This is a genomic window from Alkalibacillus haloalkaliphilus (assembly GCF_007991275.1).
GTDB classification, from domain to species: domain Bacteria; phylum Bacillota; class Bacilli; order Bacillales; family Alkalibacillaceae; genus Alkalibacillus; species Alkalibacillus haloalkaliphilus.
Genome location: NZ_BJYA01000011.1, coordinates 129,256 through 146,192 on the forward strand (window position 1 = coordinate 129,256; position 16,937 = coordinate 146,192).

Genomic DNA, 16,937 nt, shown 5'->3' on the forward strand with positions numbered 1-16,937 from the left:
CCACTAGCTCTCTGTTGCATTGGACATAGTCCTACTTCAACTACTCGTTGCATGTCGTATTCACGTTTCATTTTATGATATTTATTTTTATCATAAGTTCAATAAAAATGCAACTTTAAAAGAATATTTACAATATGCCTATTAATTAATCTGTGCTATAATATAGTCGATATTTTAGGAGGTTCGGAAATGAGTCATAATAATTCAAAAAATAGATTCCTTGCATTTTTCCAAGGTGGTAAATTCCCTAAGATTAATAGAATTTCACTTGATATTGTATGGAATGTCGCACTATTCTTCCTAATCATTGGTCTAATAGCGGCATTTTTTGCAGGTGGATTAGGATTAGGATACATGGCATCCCTTGTAGAAGATGTTGAAGTAAGTGAAGCTGAAGAAATGGAGCAGATGGTTTATAACTATGAAGAAACATCTGATATCTATTTTGCTAATGACGTATACTTAGGTCCTGTACGTGGTGACATCCACCGCGAAGAAATTGAAACAGAGCATGTTGCTGACGTATTTATTGATGCTTTGATTGCAACAGAAGATGAGTACTTTGAAGAACATGACGGTATTGTACCTAAAGCGATTATGCGCGCTTTATATCAAGAATTTACAGGTGCAGCTACCCAGACTGGTGGTAGTACGCTAACTCAACAATTAGTTAAAAACCAAATTTTATCAGATGAAGTTTCATTTGAACGTAAAGCGGAAGAAATTTTCATTGCACTTCGTATGGAAAACTTCTTTGAAAAAGAAGACATTTTAGAAGCTTATTTAAATGTCGTGCCATTTGGACGTGATTCAACTGGACGAAACGTAGCTGGTATTCAAGCTGCAGCACAAGGTATTTTTGACGTTGATGCTGATGAGCTTAACTTACCACAAGCTGCGTATATCGCTGGCTTACCGCAAAGCCCTTATGCTTATACACCATATGGAGTTGGTGGTACTATTAAAGAAGAAGAACAACTACAGCCTGGCTTAAACCGTATGCAAACCGTTTTAAACCGTATGCTGTCCGCTGAAAAAATATCTGAAGAAGAATATGAAGAAGCGTTAGAATATGATCTCGTTGGTGACTTTACAGATAAAAGAGAATCAATTCGTGATGAATATCCGTGGGTTGGTGATGAAGTAGAAAAGCGTGCCACAGAGATACTTGCTGAAAAGCTAGCCGAAGAAGCTGGTGACTTAGAAGAGTACCAAAATGTTGGTGCTACAGAAAGCCACTATGAAGATTTAGCTCGTCATCAGTTAAGACATGATGGTTTAGAAATTCATACGACGATTAACAAAGATATTCATGATCGATTCCAAGAGATTAAAAATGCTTATGAAAATTACGGAACAACACAGACTATTCGCTATGAAGACCCAGATACAGGTGAAAGAGTTGAAGAAGAAGTCCCTGTAGAAGCTGGAGCACTTATGATGGAAAATAACACTGGAGCAATCTTAGGATTCGTCGGAGGAAGGGATTTTGAACGTCGTGAGGTTAATAACGCAACCCGTGACACACGCCCACCTGGAAGTACAATGAAACCATTGTTCGGTTATGCAGTAGGTATGGAATTAGGTATGATTCAACCTGGTTCTCCATTATTGGATGTTTCATTTGAATATCATGCTAGTGGTGGTCCTTGGTCACCAACTAACTTTATTGATTATAGTCAACCTAGTGGACTCGTTGACGCACGCTCAGCTTTAGCTGATTCTGATAATATTCCAATAGCAAGATTAATGATAAATATTATTGAACAAGATGGTAACCCAACAAGATTTTTAGATGGTATGGGAATCTCTGGTGGTGAAAATGTACCTTCCAACGTACTGGGTGGTTCTCCATATTTAACTGTCGAAGAAAATGTTGCTGCTTATGCTACATTTACTAATGAAGGTAACTACGTAGAACCTTACATGATTGATAAAATTGTTAACCGTGACGGAGAAACTTTATATGAACATGAACCTGAAGAAGAGGAAGTCTTCTCACCTCAAACATCATATTTAATGATCGATATGATGCGAGATGTTATTAATAACGGTACAGCCACTAGTATTAATAACTTCTTAAATAATCCTGGTGTAGATTGGGCTGGAAAAACTGGTACATCTGATAACTTTGAAGATGCATGGTTTGTCGCCTCTAATCCTAACATCACTGTAGGTACTTGGATGGGATATTATGGACATAATGATGAAAACAGAGCCCAATTAACCCTTAATCAAGATAATTATAGCTCAAATAACTTACGATTCTGGTCAGAACTCGTAAACGGTGCTGCTGATGTTGAATCGGATCTTGTCACACCAAGTGACCGTTTTTCAACGCCAGGAGGAATCGTGTCTAGAAGCTATTGTGCACTATCTGGAAATTTACCAAGTGATATGTGTGAAGAATTAGGTTTAGTCCAAACCGATTTATTCAACATTGAACATGCTCCTTCAGAAGAGGATGACAGTTTCACGACAGGCCGTTTTGTAGAAATTGATGGCGAACGTTTTGCGGCTGTTGAAGAAACACCTGAAGAATTCACAAGCGAAGGAATGTCGATTGACCAAGACTTTATTGATCAACTTGGTTGGGGATCAACATACCGTCTAGGCTCTGGCTGGTCTAATCCAGTTGACATTGAAGATGTATTAGGTAGTGGTGATTGGTCTGACTTAATGATTGCTAGTGATGATGAACTTGAAGACGACGGAACACCTGACTCTCCTAGCAACCTATCAACTTCAGGTAGCACACTTACGTGGAGCCAAGCTGACGGTCAAGTGATTGGTTACCGTATCTATATATCAGATGAAGAAGATGGTGATTTTGAGGAGGTTGGTCATACAACTGAAACAGAATATGATTTACCATCAGAAGGATATGCATACGCTGTATCATCTGTAAGCCTATATGGTCACGAATCTGGATTATCTGACTCGATCATCTACGGTACAATTGAAGATGAAGAGGACGAAGAAGAGGAAGAAAACGATGAAGCTCGTGAAGAAGACGATGAGGATGACGAGGAAGACGAAGAAGCTAGTGATGAACAAGATGGCAACGACGATGAAGATGATTCAGATAATGACGAAGACGAAGATGAAGATAACGATGATAGCGATGAAAACGGTGAAGATGATGACGACGATGAAAATGATGAATAGATAAGACTTTCTAAGCCACTGATTATTTAAATCAGTGGCTTTTATATATATTAGTCCAATCTTATTCCATGTTATAATGTTGATATATATGATTTTTAGGTGGTGTCCCATTGAAACATCCAAAAATATATCATCAAAAAACAATTAAAAAAGACGGAAAATCCGTCATAGTAGAAGGTCCACTAACTTCAAGTCAGTTAGACGACTATTATTTCGATGAGGGCCTTACAGCTTTTCGTCCACCGAAAAAACAATATGAAGCGGTCAAATCAATTGCTGATTTTGAAGAAGGCCGTGTCGTTGTGGCACGAGATGAGAACAAAATAATTGGGTATGCTACTTTTTTGCACCCTGATCCACTAGAGCGGTGGTCAGAAATAAAAATGGAAGACTTAATTGAACTAGGTGCCATTGAAGTATCGAATGAATACCGTGGTATGAGTGTCGGTTCTTCTATATTGAAAGTAGCCATGAAAGACCCACAAATGGAGAATTATATTATTATTACAACTGAATATTATTGGCATTGGGATATGAAATCAACAGGACTTAACGTGTGGGAATATCGAAAAATTATGGAGAAGATGATGGGAAAAGGTGGACTTAAGCCAATGTCCACAGATGATCCAGAGATTATTTCACACCCTGCCAATTGTTTGCTCGTTCGAATTGGCAAAAACGTACCCAAATCTTCAGTTAAAACGTTTGATTCCCTTCGTTTTATGGGGCGAAACGATTACTGGTTATAGTGAGGTGAGATTATGTTAGTAGAAGAAATTATGTCAGAACCACTTGTAACAATTAATTCAAATGATCGTATAGAAGAAGCATTAGAACTACTAAACAAACATAAGATTAGGCACATTCCTGTCGTTAGTGAAAATGAACAAGTAGTAGGAATATTGTCAGACCGTGACATTCGAGATGCAGCACCATCAATTCTTGAAGAAAACCAAAACAGACAGATCTTACAGCATGAAGTTTCATCAATAATGACAACACCAGTAATTACAGTACATCCATTAGATTTCATAGAAGATATAGCAACGATATTTTATGAGCATGAAATTGCATGTGTCCCTGTAACGAAAAACAATCAGCTAGTCGGTATTGTTACAGAAAAAGACTTACTTTATCGTCTAATTCAACTAACAGGGATTCATGAACAAAGCTCACAAATTGAAGTTAAAGTACCAAACAAAGTTGGTGTTTTACCTAACGTTACAAAAATTATAAGTGATCGAAATACAAACATATCATCAGTCTTTATTTACCCGTATCAGGATAGTTATCACGAAAAAATTATCGTTCTACGCATTCAGACCATGAATCCTATGCCGTTAATTGATGAACTAAAACAACATGGCTATGAAGTTATATGGCCAAACATACCGGGGCTTTCGAAATGACTAATGAAGCATCTTTTGTCTATACTGAAGCCTTCAAAAATTATAAATTTCGTGATAATCATCCTTTTAATCAAAAACGTGTAGAACTAACATATGATTTACTAAAATCTATGAATGCTCTAAATGATCAACAAATTATAACACCTAGAGTTGCTTCAGATGAAGAGATTGCTCTAGTGCATGACAGAAAGTATATTGATGCTGTTAAACGAGCTAGTGATAATAAACTAGCTCAAGAAGAGAGTTTAGAGTATGGAATAGGAACAGAAGATACGCCGATCTTTGAAGATATGCACCAAGCTGCAGCCCAGCTAGTCGGAGGCACATTAACAGCTGTAGATGCCGTATTAAGTGGTCAAACTAAACGAGCATTAAACCTTGGTGGCGGATTGCACCATGGATTCCGCCGTAAAGCTTCTGGTTTTTGTATATATAATGATGCGGCTATTGCTATTCAATATATTCGTGAGAAATTTGACTACAAAGTACTTTATGTCGACACAGATGCCCATCACGGTGATGGTGTGCAGTGGATTTTTTACGATGACCCAAACGTTTGTACTTTATCGATTCATGAAACAGGTAGGTACTTATTTCCTGGAACCGGTAACATTAATGAGCGTGGACACAACGACGGTTACGGAACGTCATTTAATATTCCAATCGATGCTTTTACTGAAAATGAGTCATTTTTGAACGCTTATAAAGAGTCTCTAACGGAAATTACAGAACACTTTAAGCCAGATATAATTGTAACTCAAAACGGCGCAGATGCACATGTCTATGACCCGTTATCTCATTTGTGTTGTACGATGGAAATTTATGAAGGAATTCCAAAGTTAGCTTATCAATTAGCTAATGAGTATTGTGACGGTAAATGGGTTGCATTAGGTGGTGGTGGTTATGATATTTGGCGAGTCGTACCTAGAGCATGGGCGCAAATTTGGTCTGTAGCTAATAACCATGGCAAAACATTCTCAGGCTCAGTTCCAAAACGCTGGCTTGATCAGTGGCAAAACGAGAGCCCTGTCAATTTACCGACAACATGGCATGATGAATCCAGTATTTATGAACCGATTCCAAGAAAAGAAGAGATTACGGAGAAAAATGCAATTCTCGTTAATAAGTTACTCGAACCTATACGCAATGAACAAAAATATATGTTGTAAACTAAAATAGACCGATTAACTATTTAACAGTTAATCGGTCTATTATTTGTTAGTCCTGGTTTAATTCTAATATAATTACTTCGACACGACGATTCCTTTGTAGGTCTTCTTCTGTTGCGTTATCTGAGACTGGTTTAAACTCAGCAAACCCTGTAGCTTGAAAGCGCGTCGGATCTAAGCTGTGTTGATCAATAAAGTATCGTATAACACTACTAGCTCTTGCTGTAGATAGTTCCCAATTAGATGGAAAACGGTAAGTATCAATCGGCACATCATCTGTATGCCCTTCGACTTCTACATCATTTGGAATATTATTTAACAGTACTGCAACTTTATCTAAAAATGGTAGAAAATCATCAATGAGCTCAGCTTCACCCGAACTAAATAACACTCTTTCTTGTAAAACTAAAACGACACCACGATCAGTTTGGCTCGCTGTAATAACATCATTCAACTCATGTTCATCTAAGTAATCTTGAATTTCTTCATACAATTGTTCTAAGTTTTCCTGATCCTCTGCTTCGGTGACTTCTTCCTCTTCTGCCACATCCTCGTCCTCATCTTCTTCAGGCATATCACCTTCTTCATAGTCTGTTGGATCTTCTAATGGAACAGCAGAAGGCATAAAGTCAAAAATAACATTTTGTCTGTAAGATTCAGCTACAGCATTAAATTTCACTGCATCAATCTGTGACATTGAAAATAGTAAAATAAAAAACACTAAAATTAATGTCACCATATCAGAATATGTAACCATCCAAATAGGAGCACTACGTTTAGGCTGCGCTCTTTTTTTAGGTTTCATTTTGAATCTCCTCTGCCTCAAAATCCTCTTGATTCTTTTCCTTCAAATCTTCACTTGACAAAAATGCACTTAATTTTTCCTCTAAAATTTTCGGATTCTGACCAGATTGAACGCCTAAAACACCTTCAACAATTACTTGTTTCATGAACACTTCTTCTTCCGTTCTAGAAACTAATTTACCTGCTATTGGAAGGAAAACCAAGTTTGCTAGAAGCATTCCGTAGAAAGTTGTTAATAAGGCAACGGCCATACTCGGACCAATAGTACCTGGGTCATCTAAATGGTTAAGCATTAAAATTAAACCAATTAAAGTACCGATCATTCCCCAAGCTGGCGCGTATTCACCCGCTTTTTCAATAATGGACCGCCCTTTATTATGGCGTTCTTCCATTGCTGCAATTTCTGCATTCATAATGTCATTAATTACTTCAGGCTCTATACCATCAATAGCCAAGTACACGCCTTTTTTAATGAATTGATCATCTAGTTGTTCAACTTCACTTTCTAAAGCTAGTAGCCCTTCCCGCCTAGCTTTTTCAGATAATGAAATGAACAATTGAATTAATTCTTTAAGGTTGTAATCATCATCTTTGAATGCTTCTTTAAAAACTCTAGCACAAAGCTTCATCTCATTAAGATTGAAGTTAACGAATAATGCTCCTAACAATCCCCCGATTACAACGATAAATGAACTAACTTGAACAAATGAACTGACACCTGAAATTCCGTCATTAAAGAAAATTCCAAACAAAATCATGGTTGCACCAAGGGCTATTCCAATCGGTGTTAATAAATCTCTTTTTTTCATTACCTCTCACCCTATTTCTATTAACCTGTCTACCATGAATATCGACATATTTTTTATTTTGTTGAGTCTCTTTCTACAATTCTGTGAGGTAATGTTACTTGTTCTTGTTCAATTTCTTCACCACGAAGTAATTTTGTAAGTAAACGCATTGAAACAGCACCAATATCATACATCGGTTGTAAAACACTTGTTAAAGTCGGTCGAACCATATTAGCTAACCTCGTATTGTCAAAACCAATCACTTCAATTTCTTCAGGGATTTTAACACCTTGGTCTTGCGCTCCATGAATAACACCAAGCGCCATTTCATCTGAAGACGTAATAATTGCTTTTGGACGTTTTTGTAAGCTTAGAAAATAATTAGCCGCTTCAATTCCAGAATTATAACTATCGTCACCAGCGTAAATTAAATCCTGATTAAAATTTAATCCCTTATCACTCAATGCATCTTCATAACCTTGTCTTTTCATTTCATTAATTGTTGCATTCAATGGAGATGTGACAAAGCCAATTACTTCATCGTTATGTTCAGCTAAAAACTGAACCGCTTCTTTCATTGCTTGGTAGTAATCAATATTAACTGAAGCTAATGATTGAGATTCATCAACCGTAGCTGCCAATATGACGGGAACATTAGCACGTTTAAATACTTCAATATGTTCATCTGTAACTGATGACCCCATAAAAATTACACCATCAACTTGTTTTTCTAACATATTATCAAGTAAATCAAGCTCTTTATTTTTCTGCTGATCTGAACTACTTAAAATAATGTGATACTTATACATTGATGCTATATCTTCAATACCTCGTGCAAGTTCTGCAAAGAAAAGGTTCGAAATATCAGGAATAATAACACCAACTGATGTCGTTTTACGGCTTGCTAAACCACGTGCAACGGCATTCGGTCTAAACCCTAACTCATTAATAGCATCTAACACCTTCTGCCTAGTTGTCGGTTTTACGTTTGTGTTTCCATTAATTACTCGAGATACTGTTGCCATTGATACATTAGCTTTTTTGGCTACATCGTATATTGTTACACCCATCTTTCAACGACTCCTTGTAAAATAAACTTTTAGTAAAGCTCTGTAAGGCTTTACAGAGCTAAAATAGTCAACATATAATAATAGTTTTTCCTATTTTTTCATGTTTATGAAATCCATAATTTTCTCTTATTATACATGAAAACATAGTCCATTCATAACGTTAATTGAACTTATTCCATTGAATTTTCTAACCGCATAGTCATTTCGTTAAACACCATTAAACTCGCCAAAACGGCCGAACAATTATGCAATTATAAAAGAAAAACGTTCAAGGTTCAATAAATGTTTGGCTACAAAACAAAAAAGATCGAAGTGTATACTACGCTACGACCTTTTTTAAACAAAACTATTTATATGTTATGAGCTGTTACATTAGGTTGTTTTAATTGTTCCATGAAATATTCAAACGTTGGGATATCCATTTGTTGCTGTGAATCTGATAGAGCAACAGCTGGGTCTGGATGTACTTCTGCCATCACACCATCAGCTCCTACTGCTAGCGCTGCCTTAGCCGCAGGTAAAAGTAGATCTCGACGCCCTGTAGAATGAGTCACATCAACCATAACTGGTAAGTGAGTTTCTTGTTTTAATACAGGTACTGCTGTAATATCTAACGTATTTCTAGTTGCTGTTTCGTATGTTCTAATACCTCTTTCACAAAGAATTAAGTCACTATTACCTTGTGAAACAATATACTCCGCCGCATTCATAAATTCGTTAATTGTAGCCGCTAATCCACGTTTTAACAGAATCGGTTTGTTCACTTTGCCTGCTTCTTTCAATAAATCAAAGTTTTGCATATTGCGTGCGCCTATTTGAATAATGTCTAAATACTGTGAACCGACTTCGATATCTTTAGGATTCGTAATTTCACTTACAACTTTCAAGCCGTATCGATCACCAGAATTTCTTAATATTTTAAGACCTTCTTCTCCTAATCCTTGAAAGTCATAAGGAGAAGTACGTGGTTTAAATGCACCACCTCTTAAAATATTAACACCTTGCTCTTTCACAGATTTAGCCACTGTGTCTACTTGTGCTTGAGATTCGACAGAACATGGTCCCATTACGAATTGAGATTGACCATTCCCAACTGATACATCACCTACATTAACAACCGTATCGGTAGGCTTTTTCTCACGAGAGACGAGCAACGTTTTTTGATAGTCATCCTCTTGTAGTTCTTTAGCCGCTTTAAAAATTTCTTTAAATAAATGCTCAATAGTTGAATATTCAAAAGGGCCTTCATGTTGTTCTACAATATGATTTAACATCTCACGCTCTCTTACAGGATCATATGCTTTCATTCCTTGAGATGTTTTAATGTCACCAATCTCTTTAACGAGACGACCACGTTCATTAATTAGTTCTAAAATTTTTATATTAACTTGATCGAGCTCTTCTCTTAATTGATCTAAATGATTACTCATGAAAGCGTGCCTCCAAATTTAGTTTATATACGTTAACTTTTATGGTACATTAACCTTAATTACGTTATTTTTATACAAAATTCGCTAAATTCAACGATTCAAAGTGATAATATACAATCATTATATCGAACGACTGAAGACTTGTCATTCTCTCAGCTTAAAGCTTTGAATATTGTATTTAATAAAGAGGTGGTCTAGTATGAACCATTTATTTGCACTAGATATTGGAACACGTACTGTCGTAGGTCTAATCTTACAAAAAGAAGATGATGTCTATCGTGTTATTGATATGGTTTCACGCGAGCATAAAGAACGTTCTATGGTAGATGGACAAATACATAATATTATTGCTGTATCAGATGTTATTCAAGAAGTTAAAAATGAACTAGAAGCCAAGCATGGCACACTAAATGAAGTGTGCGTTGCAGCTGCCGGGCGTGCTTTAAAGACAATGAATAGTTCTGTTACAGTTAACATTTCCGAACAACCGTTAATGACATCTGATGATATATTTCATTTAGAATTAGCAGCGGTACAACAAGCTCAATATCAACTAGCTGAACAGGAGGAAGAAGCCTCTAGTACACAATACTATTGTGTTGGTTATTCAGTTTTACATTACCACTTAGATGAACAAGAGATCGGCTCGTTAATCGACCAACAAGGTGAACAAGCTCAAGTGGATATTATCGCGACCTTCCTTCCTAAAGTTGTTGTCGAGTCTTTATTGTCAGCGTTACAACGAGCTGGATTAGAAATGCAAGCTTTAACATTAGAACCAATTGCCGCAATTCAAGTATTGATCCCACAATCTATGAGAAAATTAAACGTTGCATTAGTTGATATCGGTGCTGGAACGAGTGACATAGCGATCACAAAGGATGGAACGGTTATTGCTTATGGAATGGTTCCTAAAGCTGGAGATGAAATTACAGAAGCATTAAGTCAACAATATTTACTAGACTTCCATCAGGCAGAAGAAGCAAAAAGGCAATTAGTAGAAGAAAATAAAATGGAAATTGAAGATATATTAGGCTTCACTTCTGAAGTTTCAATTGAAGATGCAACAAAAGAAATTCAGTATGCAGTCGATCAATTAGCTGATTCTATATGTAACCAAGTGATTGAGCTTAACAAGCAGTCACCACAAGCGGTTATGTTAGTTGGTGGCGGTAGTTTAACACCAAATTTAACAAAATTCATAGCAGAAAAGCTACAACTACCTACAAATAGAGTAGCAGTACGTGGCATTGAAGCAATTAAAGACTTAAAAGGGCAAGAGCAGTTACCAAGTAGTCCTGAATATGTAACACCTATTGGGATTGCTATTGCATCACAACAAAGTCCAGTCCATTACATCAGTGTAACGGTTAATGAACGAATGGTCCGATTATTCGATATTAAGCAGTTAACGATTGGTGATTGCTTACTTGCAGCTGGAATAGAACTTAAAAAACTTTACGGAAAACCAGGTATGGGAATCGTCGTTACATTTAACGGCAAATCGATCACACTTCCAGGAACATATGGAACTGCACCAACGATTAAGATTAATGGAAAGTTAGCCTCAATCCAAGATTCCATCTCTCACAGTGATGAAATCGAAGTTATACGAGGTGAAGATGGTGAAACACCTAACGTTACAGTCCAAGATTTAACTGGACCTTTAGAAGACCTAACGATTCGACTTAATAATGAAAAAATAAAGATGCCACAAGAAGTAAAGTTAAATCGTCGTATAGCTAACTTCGGTGATTTACTTCAAGATGGTGACGAAATATACTGGCAACCGAAAACAACAGTTCAAGATGTCCTTTTAAAACACGTTGACTCTAGCATACATGAAAAGGTGCACCCCTTTAAAATAAAGGTGAACGGTAAAGGTCACTTCATAAAGGATCAAATGTTAACGTTATATCATAACGCCAAGCCTGCACAACTTGATACAACGATTAAAGACTTTGACCAAATTAATTATGAATTAACTGATCATATTATAGTGCATGATTTATTAGAGCTTTTAGAAGTTAATTTACAAGATTCTATAACCGTTATATATGATGGTCAACCAGTTAATCTATCGTACCAATTATCAACGATCACTCGTCAAGATCAACCATTGAGCACAGACGCACTAATTCATCCAAATGATCAAATCGAGGTTAAAGAACAACATGAACAACAATTTATTTTCCAAGACTTGTTTCGTTTTATCGATATTGATATGAATGAGACAAAAGGTAAACACTTTAAGTTATATCGAAATGGCGAAGAGGTCGGCTTTACAGAACCAATTTTTGACGGAGATCAATTAAATATTAAATGGGTAGAAATGACTCAATCACATTCATAACAAATTTATAAAACCGATAGCTTAAGGAAAAAACTTTTGCTATCGGCTTTTGTTTGCTAAAATAATAGGTAATGAACTATTCATTTGGAGGTACAACATGCCAACTCCTAGTATGGAAGATTATATTGAACAAATATACATATTAATTGATCAAAAAGGATATGCGAGAGCTTCAGATATAGCTGAACGTCTATCTGTCCACCCATCGTCTGTTACGAAAATGGTCAAAAAATTAGACGAAAAAGACTATCTTCACTATGAAAAATATCGAGGGATTGTTTTAACAGATAAAGGTACAAAGATCGGAAAACGGTTAGTCTATCGACATGAATTGTTAGAACAGTTTCTTGAAATTATCGGTACGGAAGAAAATAGTATTTATGAAGAAGTGGAAGGAATTGAACATCACTTAAGTTGGGATAGTATCTTCAGAATAGGTGACTTAGTTGAATACTTCCAAGAGGACTCTGAGCGTTTAAAAGCGTTACAGGCGATTCAAGAACGCAATAGTAATAAAGAATAAATAGACGCCAATATGTGCAGCACATATTGGCGTCTATTTTGTATGCTTATTTTGTTACTTCTTCTAACTTCTTAGCTGTAATATCAAAATGAGAAGCATGGAATTTAACTTCGCCATTTTTAATATAAAACACTTGTGGTGATTCATGTTTAATATCAAAGTGTTCTGCAACTAAGCTTGAAAGTTCTCGATTCTCTTGAATATGAATAATATAAGCCGGTAGTTCAGTTTGTCCAGTGAATTTCTCAAATTGATTTTTAGCGTCACTACTAATAGGACAAGTTAAACTATGCTTAAGTAATAAAGCTTCTTCTTGTTCTAATATGTTCTTTAACTCATCTTGAGCCGTAATTTGTTTTACTGTCATGATTGTTGCCCCCTAATTTTTTTGTCTCACTAAAACTAAAATATAAAAGGGTTGTTAGTTTTGTCAACTAACAACCCTTATTATATTTATCCTTGTTGAGAGCGTTCATACAGTTCATTTGCTTCTTGGCGCTCTAATTCTTCTGTTGCTTCTTCAATTGCATCAGCGATATCTTGTGCAACATCTTCGCCTTCGTTTAATGCTTGATCTTTCAGTTCGTTCACTTTATCTTGAAGCTGTTCTTTAGTCTCATAAAAACGTTCTTGGAATTCTGTACCTTTTTCATAAGCTACGTCTTTCCACTCATCTGCACGTTCTCTAACTTGTTGTGCTCCTGTATTAATATCATGTCTTAGTTCTTTACCTGATTTTGGTGCAAATAATAATGCAACTGATGCTCCGACAATACCACCAATTAATGTACCAATCATAAAGTCTTTACTATTAATGTTCTCTTCTGTTCTTTGTTTTTCTTCGCTCATTCCAATTCCTCCTTAGACCCTTGTTTTATTTGTCTTTATATTTCTTCCACAAATGAATTGCAGCCTCTCCCCATTTAATCGTTTGAGAAGTTTGGGCGGCATGTTCATTAGCTTGTTCCTGTAATTCATCAGACAATTTCTGTAATGAATCATTAAATTGATTCACAGTATATCCTATTCCTTTTATCCCATCAAATAAAACATCTACTTTTTCAGTTTTACCTGTTATGTCTTCTGCGAGTCTGTTTGTTTTATTTAATAACAACTCGGTTTCTTTCGTAATGCCTTCCATTTGTTTCTCGAAGCCTTCCATCGTGTTCGCCGTATGGTGTAACGTACGTCTAACTGACTTTAATGTGGTTACAATGTAATATACAAGTACAATAAATCCGATAGCAAAAGCAATAGCAGCGATAAGTGCAGCAATATGTAATAAATTCAACTGATTCAGCCCCTTCCATTAATACTTATTATATTTAATCTATACCCGGATTTTATTCTTGTCAAACTTATTAGTGAATTTATTTTCTTATTTAAGTATAATGGTATCATAACATACAACGCTTTGTAGAGGAGGAACGAATTATGCGTGACCCACGTATTAATAAACTAGCAGATTTGCTCGTAAACTATTCTGTTAAACTTCAAGAAGGTGAAAAGCTTTTAATCGAAAATACAGGAATTCAAAGAGAGCTAGTAGCTGCCATTGTAGAAAAAGCATACGAAGCAGGTGGACACCCATTTGTAGAATTAAAAGATCCTAAGATTATGCGCACACTACTAAAAGGTGCAAATGAAACACAAATGCAAGCTTGGGAGCGATACGAAGCTACTGTTATGGAAGACATGGATGCTTACATAGCCATTCGCTCTGGTGATAATATTAATGAACTCTCTGATGTACCAAGCGAAAAGAATAAAATCTTTGGCCAAACTGTTATGAATGTTCATAGACAGATCCGCGTACCAAAAACAAAATGGTGCGTCCTACGTTATCCAAATGAGTCAATGGCTCAGTTAGCAGAAATGAGTACAGAAGCCTTTGAAGACTTCTACTTCAATGTTTGTACATTAGACTATGAGAAAATGAATAAAGCTATGGACGCTTTAGTTAAGAAAATGGAAGAAACTGATGAAGTTAAAATTACTGGCCCTGGTACTGACTTAACATTCTCTATTAAAGATATACCCGTCATTAAGTGTGCAGGAGAAATGAACATACCTGATGGTGAAGTGTATACGGCACCAGTTCGAAACTCAGTAAACGGAACAATTACTTATAATACACCTTCACCTTACCAAGGCTTCACATATGAAAACGTTCAGTTAACATTAGAAAATGGTAAGATTGTCGACGCGCAAGCGAATGACTCTAAACGAATTCAAGAAGTGTTTAATACAGATGAAGGTGCACGTTATATTGGCGAGTTTGCAATTGGGATCAATCCTTATATTCAACACCCGATGAAAGACATTTTATTCGATGAAAAAATCGATGGTAGTTTCCACTTCACACCTGGACAAGCCTATGAAAATGCCTATAACGGGAATGATTCTTCCATTCACTGGGATATGGTTAATATTCAACGTGAAGACTACGGTGGCGGCGAAATGTATTTCGACGGTGAACTAATTCGAAAAGATGGCCGTTTCGTCATTCCGGAATTAGAAGGACTAAATGCCGATCAATTAAAAGCATAATGATTGGGAGTGAGCTGAGGCTCACTCCCTTTTTTATTTTTGAGTGGAGCGCTGATAAATTTTTGTGATCGCTGATAAATCTGCTGCGAGCGCTGATAACACTCCCGCGAACGCCGATAAACCCTTGCATGCAACAACAAAAAACCAGCTAGCACTTTTATAAGTTCACTAGCTGGTTCATTTAATTACGCTAAAGCTTTGAAAGCTTCTTGGTACTTTTGAATATCACCTGCACCCATAAATAAAATAACGCTGTTTTTATGGTGTTGTAATGTTTCAGTGTTATTTTCTGGTAAGACTTCTGAGCCTTCAATTCGCTTTTGTAGATCACTAATCGTTAAGTTACCGACCTTTTCACGTGCCGAACCGAATATATCACATAGATAAATGTGGTCTGCTTTAGATAAACTTTCAGCAAACTCATCTAAAAATTTACGTGTTCTCGTATACGTGTGTGGCTGAAACACAGCGACGACTTCTTTATTCGGATACTTCTTACGCGCAGAATCAATCGTTGCGTCGATTTCAATTGGATGATGTGCATAATCATCTATAATGATTTGGCCATCTTTCCACTGTGTTTCAGTAAACCTGCGCTTAACTCCTTCAAAAGTGTAGATCCTTTTAATTTGTTCTGTTGAAAACTTCTCATAGTCGCATAAAGCAATGACACTCAAAGCATTTAGTACGCTATGATTACCGTAAGTTGGAATGATAAACGTATCGAAAAAAGTTCCTCTTACAAAAACATCAAACGTCGTACCTTCTTCTGATTCTTTGACATTCTTTGCTTGGAAGTCATTTTCATCAGAGAAACCGTAATATACTACCGGTACTTTTGCTTGGATTTCTTGAAGCTTCTCATCATCACCACACGCGATAATTCCTCTTTTAACTTTTAATGCCATTTCTTGAAATGCAGCAAACACATCATTTAGATCTTTAAAATAATCTGGGTGATCAAAGTCCACATTAGTCATAATTGCATAGTCAGGCTCATATGCCAAGAAATGTCGGCGGTATTCACAAGCTTCGAATGCAAAGTATTGACTGTCTGCACGACCACGTCCAGTTCCATCGCCAATTAAGTATGAAGTTGGGACATTTTCACTTAACGTATGTGCTAATAAACCAGTTGTCGATGTTTTTCCGTGTGCTCCAGTTACTGCGATACTCGTATAATTTTGTATATACTCTCCTAAAAACTCATGATAACGATAAAATGGGACACCTAATTGTTTAGCGCGAACGATCTCTTCATGTTCGTCATTAAACGCATTACCAGCGATTACAATTTGACCTTCTTGAATATGATCTTCACTAAATGGGAAAATACTGATGTCTTTTTGTCTTAAAGCTTCTTCTGTGAAAAAGGTTTTTTCAATATCTGAGCCTTGCACAACTTTACCTGAATCATGCAAGATATGTGCTAATGCACTCATTCCTGTTCCTTTTATGCCAATAAAATGGTAAGTCGACATGAATCGAACCCCCGTTTGTCTTCATTCTGTTATTAGTATATGTCTATTTTATGAAATTGCTTTTTTCATTATAGCAGAATTATTACGATTATCCAGTATGTATTTTGACAATTGTTATAACATCTATATTACGTTTTATTTACATTTGATAATAATAACCTAATTACTAATATTATTTCCTAATTCTTCTGT

15 protein-coding genes and 1 other annotated feature (1 of these 16 running past the window's edge) are annotated in these 16,937 nt (G+C 36.2%); of the genes, 7 read left to right on the forward strand and 8 right to left on the reverse strand.

From position 1 onward, the window contains the following. Positions 1-57 (reverse strand) — a binding site (T-box leader); it reaches 147 nt to the left of the window's first position. Between the two features lie 132 nt (positions 58-189). The 4 genes from AHA02nite_RS08440 to AHA02nite_RS08455 all read left to right on the forward strand — a co-directional run bounded on the left by AHA02nite_RS08440 (position 190) and on the right by AHA02nite_RS08455 (position 5,746). Then, complete coding sequence (locus AHA02nite_RS08440; protein ID WP_146816283.1) at positions 190-3,168, forward strand: transglycosylase domain-containing protein; 2,979 nt, start codon at positions 190-192, stop codon at positions 3,166-3,168. Positions 3,169-3,278: 110 nt separating this feature from the next. Continuing rightward, on the forward strand, positions 3,279-3,917 hold the full coding sequence (locus AHA02nite_RS08445; protein ID WP_146816285.1) for a GNAT family N-acetyltransferase: 639 nt from the start codon (positions 3,279-3,281) through the stop codon (positions 3,915-3,917). Between the two features lie 12 nt (positions 3,918-3,929). Next, positions 3,930-4,577, forward strand: coding sequence for an acetoin utilization AcuB family protein (locus AHA02nite_RS08450; protein WP_146816287.1), 648 nt, complete (start codon positions 3,930-3,932; stop codon positions 4,575-4,577). Next, positions 4,574-5,746: an acetoin utilization protein AcuC gene (locus AHA02nite_RS08455; protein ID WP_146816289.1), complete on the forward strand. Its 1,173-nt coding sequence runs from the start codon at positions 4,574-4,576 to the stop codon at positions 5,744-5,746. Before AHA02nite_RS08450 ends, AHA02nite_RS08455 begins: the two co-directional genes overlap by 4 nt. A gap of 49 nt (positions 5,747-5,795) precedes the next feature. On the opposite strand, the gene motS is transcribed toward AHA02nite_RS08455, so the two are convergent. The 4 genes from motS to AHA02nite_RS08475 form a co-directional block, all read right to left on the reverse strand. Further along, a complete protein-coding gene (gene motS, locus AHA02nite_RS08460; RefSeq protein WP_146816291.1) occupies positions 5,796-6,551 on the reverse strand; it encodes a flagellar motor protein MotS in 756 nt (251 codons plus the stop codon). After that, positions 6,541-7,359, reverse strand: coding sequence for a flagellar motor protein MotP (gene motP, locus AHA02nite_RS08465; protein ID WP_146816293.1), 819 nt, complete (start codon positions 7,357-7,359; stop codon positions 6,541-6,543). The genes motS and motP overlap by 11 nt, the downstream gene beginning before the upstream one ends. A 53-nt stretch (positions 7,360-7,412) precedes the next feature. Next, complete coding sequence (ccpA, locus tag AHA02nite_RS08470) at positions 7,413-8,408, reverse strand: catabolite control protein A (protein WP_146816295.1); 996 nt, start codon at positions 8,406-8,408, stop codon at positions 7,413-7,415. 350 nt (positions 8,409-8,758) lie between these two features. Then, a complete protein-coding gene (locus tag AHA02nite_RS08475; RefSeq protein ID WP_146816297.1) occupies positions 8,759-9,838 on the reverse strand; it encodes a bifunctional 3-deoxy-7-phosphoheptulonate synthase/chorismate mutase in 1,080 nt (359 codons plus the stop codon). 199 nt (positions 9,839-10,037) lie between these two features. Between AHA02nite_RS08475 and AHA02nite_RS08480 the strand changes: the two genes are divergently transcribed. Both AHA02nite_RS08480 and mntR read left to right on the forward strand, forming a co-directional pair. Continuing rightward, a complete protein-coding gene (locus AHA02nite_RS08480) occupies positions 10,038-12,191 on the forward strand; it encodes a cell division protein FtsA (RefSeq protein WP_146816299.1) in 2,154 nt (717 codons plus the stop codon). 97 nt (positions 12,192-12,288) lie between these two features. Beyond that, entirely contained in the window at positions 12,289-12,714 is a 426-nt protein-coding gene (mntR, locus tag AHA02nite_RS08485) for a transcriptional regulator MntR (RefSeq protein ID WP_146816301.1), read from the forward strand. 46 nt (positions 12,715-12,760) lie between these two features. On the opposite strand, the gene ytxJ is transcribed toward mntR, so the two are convergent. From ytxJ to AHA02nite_RS08500, 3 genes are all read right to left on the reverse strand, one after another. Beyond that, the gene (gene ytxJ / locus AHA02nite_RS08490; RefSeq protein WP_146816303.1) at positions 12,761-13,081 is read right to left on the reverse strand and encodes a bacillithiol system redox-active protein YtxJ; all 321 of its coding nucleotides are present in this window, start codon (positions 13,079-13,081) and stop codon (positions 12,761-12,763) included. An 86-nt stretch (positions 13,082-13,167) separates the two neighbouring features. Beyond that, positions 13,168-13,563, reverse strand: coding sequence for a YtxH domain-containing protein (locus tag AHA02nite_RS08495; protein ID WP_146816305.1), 396 nt, complete (start codon positions 13,561-13,563; stop codon positions 13,168-13,170). Positions 13,564-13,588: 25 nt separating this feature from the next. After that, positions 13,589-14,005: a DUF948 domain-containing protein gene (locus tag AHA02nite_RS08500; RefSeq protein ID WP_146816307.1), complete on the reverse strand. Its 417-nt coding sequence runs from the start codon at positions 14,003-14,005 to the stop codon at positions 13,589-13,591. A 143-nt stretch (positions 14,006-14,148) separates the two neighbouring features. Here AHA02nite_RS08500 and AHA02nite_RS08505 point away from each other — a divergent pair, with 143 nt between their 5' ends. Next, the gene (locus AHA02nite_RS08505) at positions 14,149-15,264 is read left to right on the forward strand and encodes an aminopeptidase (protein ID WP_146816309.1); all 1,116 of its coding nucleotides are present in this window, start codon (positions 14,149-14,151) and stop codon (positions 15,262-15,264) included. 185 nt (positions 15,265-15,449) lie between these two features. Here the strand turns inward: AHA02nite_RS08505 and murC are convergent, their stop codons facing one another. Continuing rightward, complete coding sequence (gene murC, locus AHA02nite_RS08510; protein WP_146816311.1) at positions 15,450-16,745, reverse strand: UDP-N-acetylmuramate--L-alanine ligase; 1,296 nt, start codon at positions 16,743-16,745, stop codon at positions 15,450-15,452. Positions 16,746-16,937 lie beyond the last annotated feature (192 nt).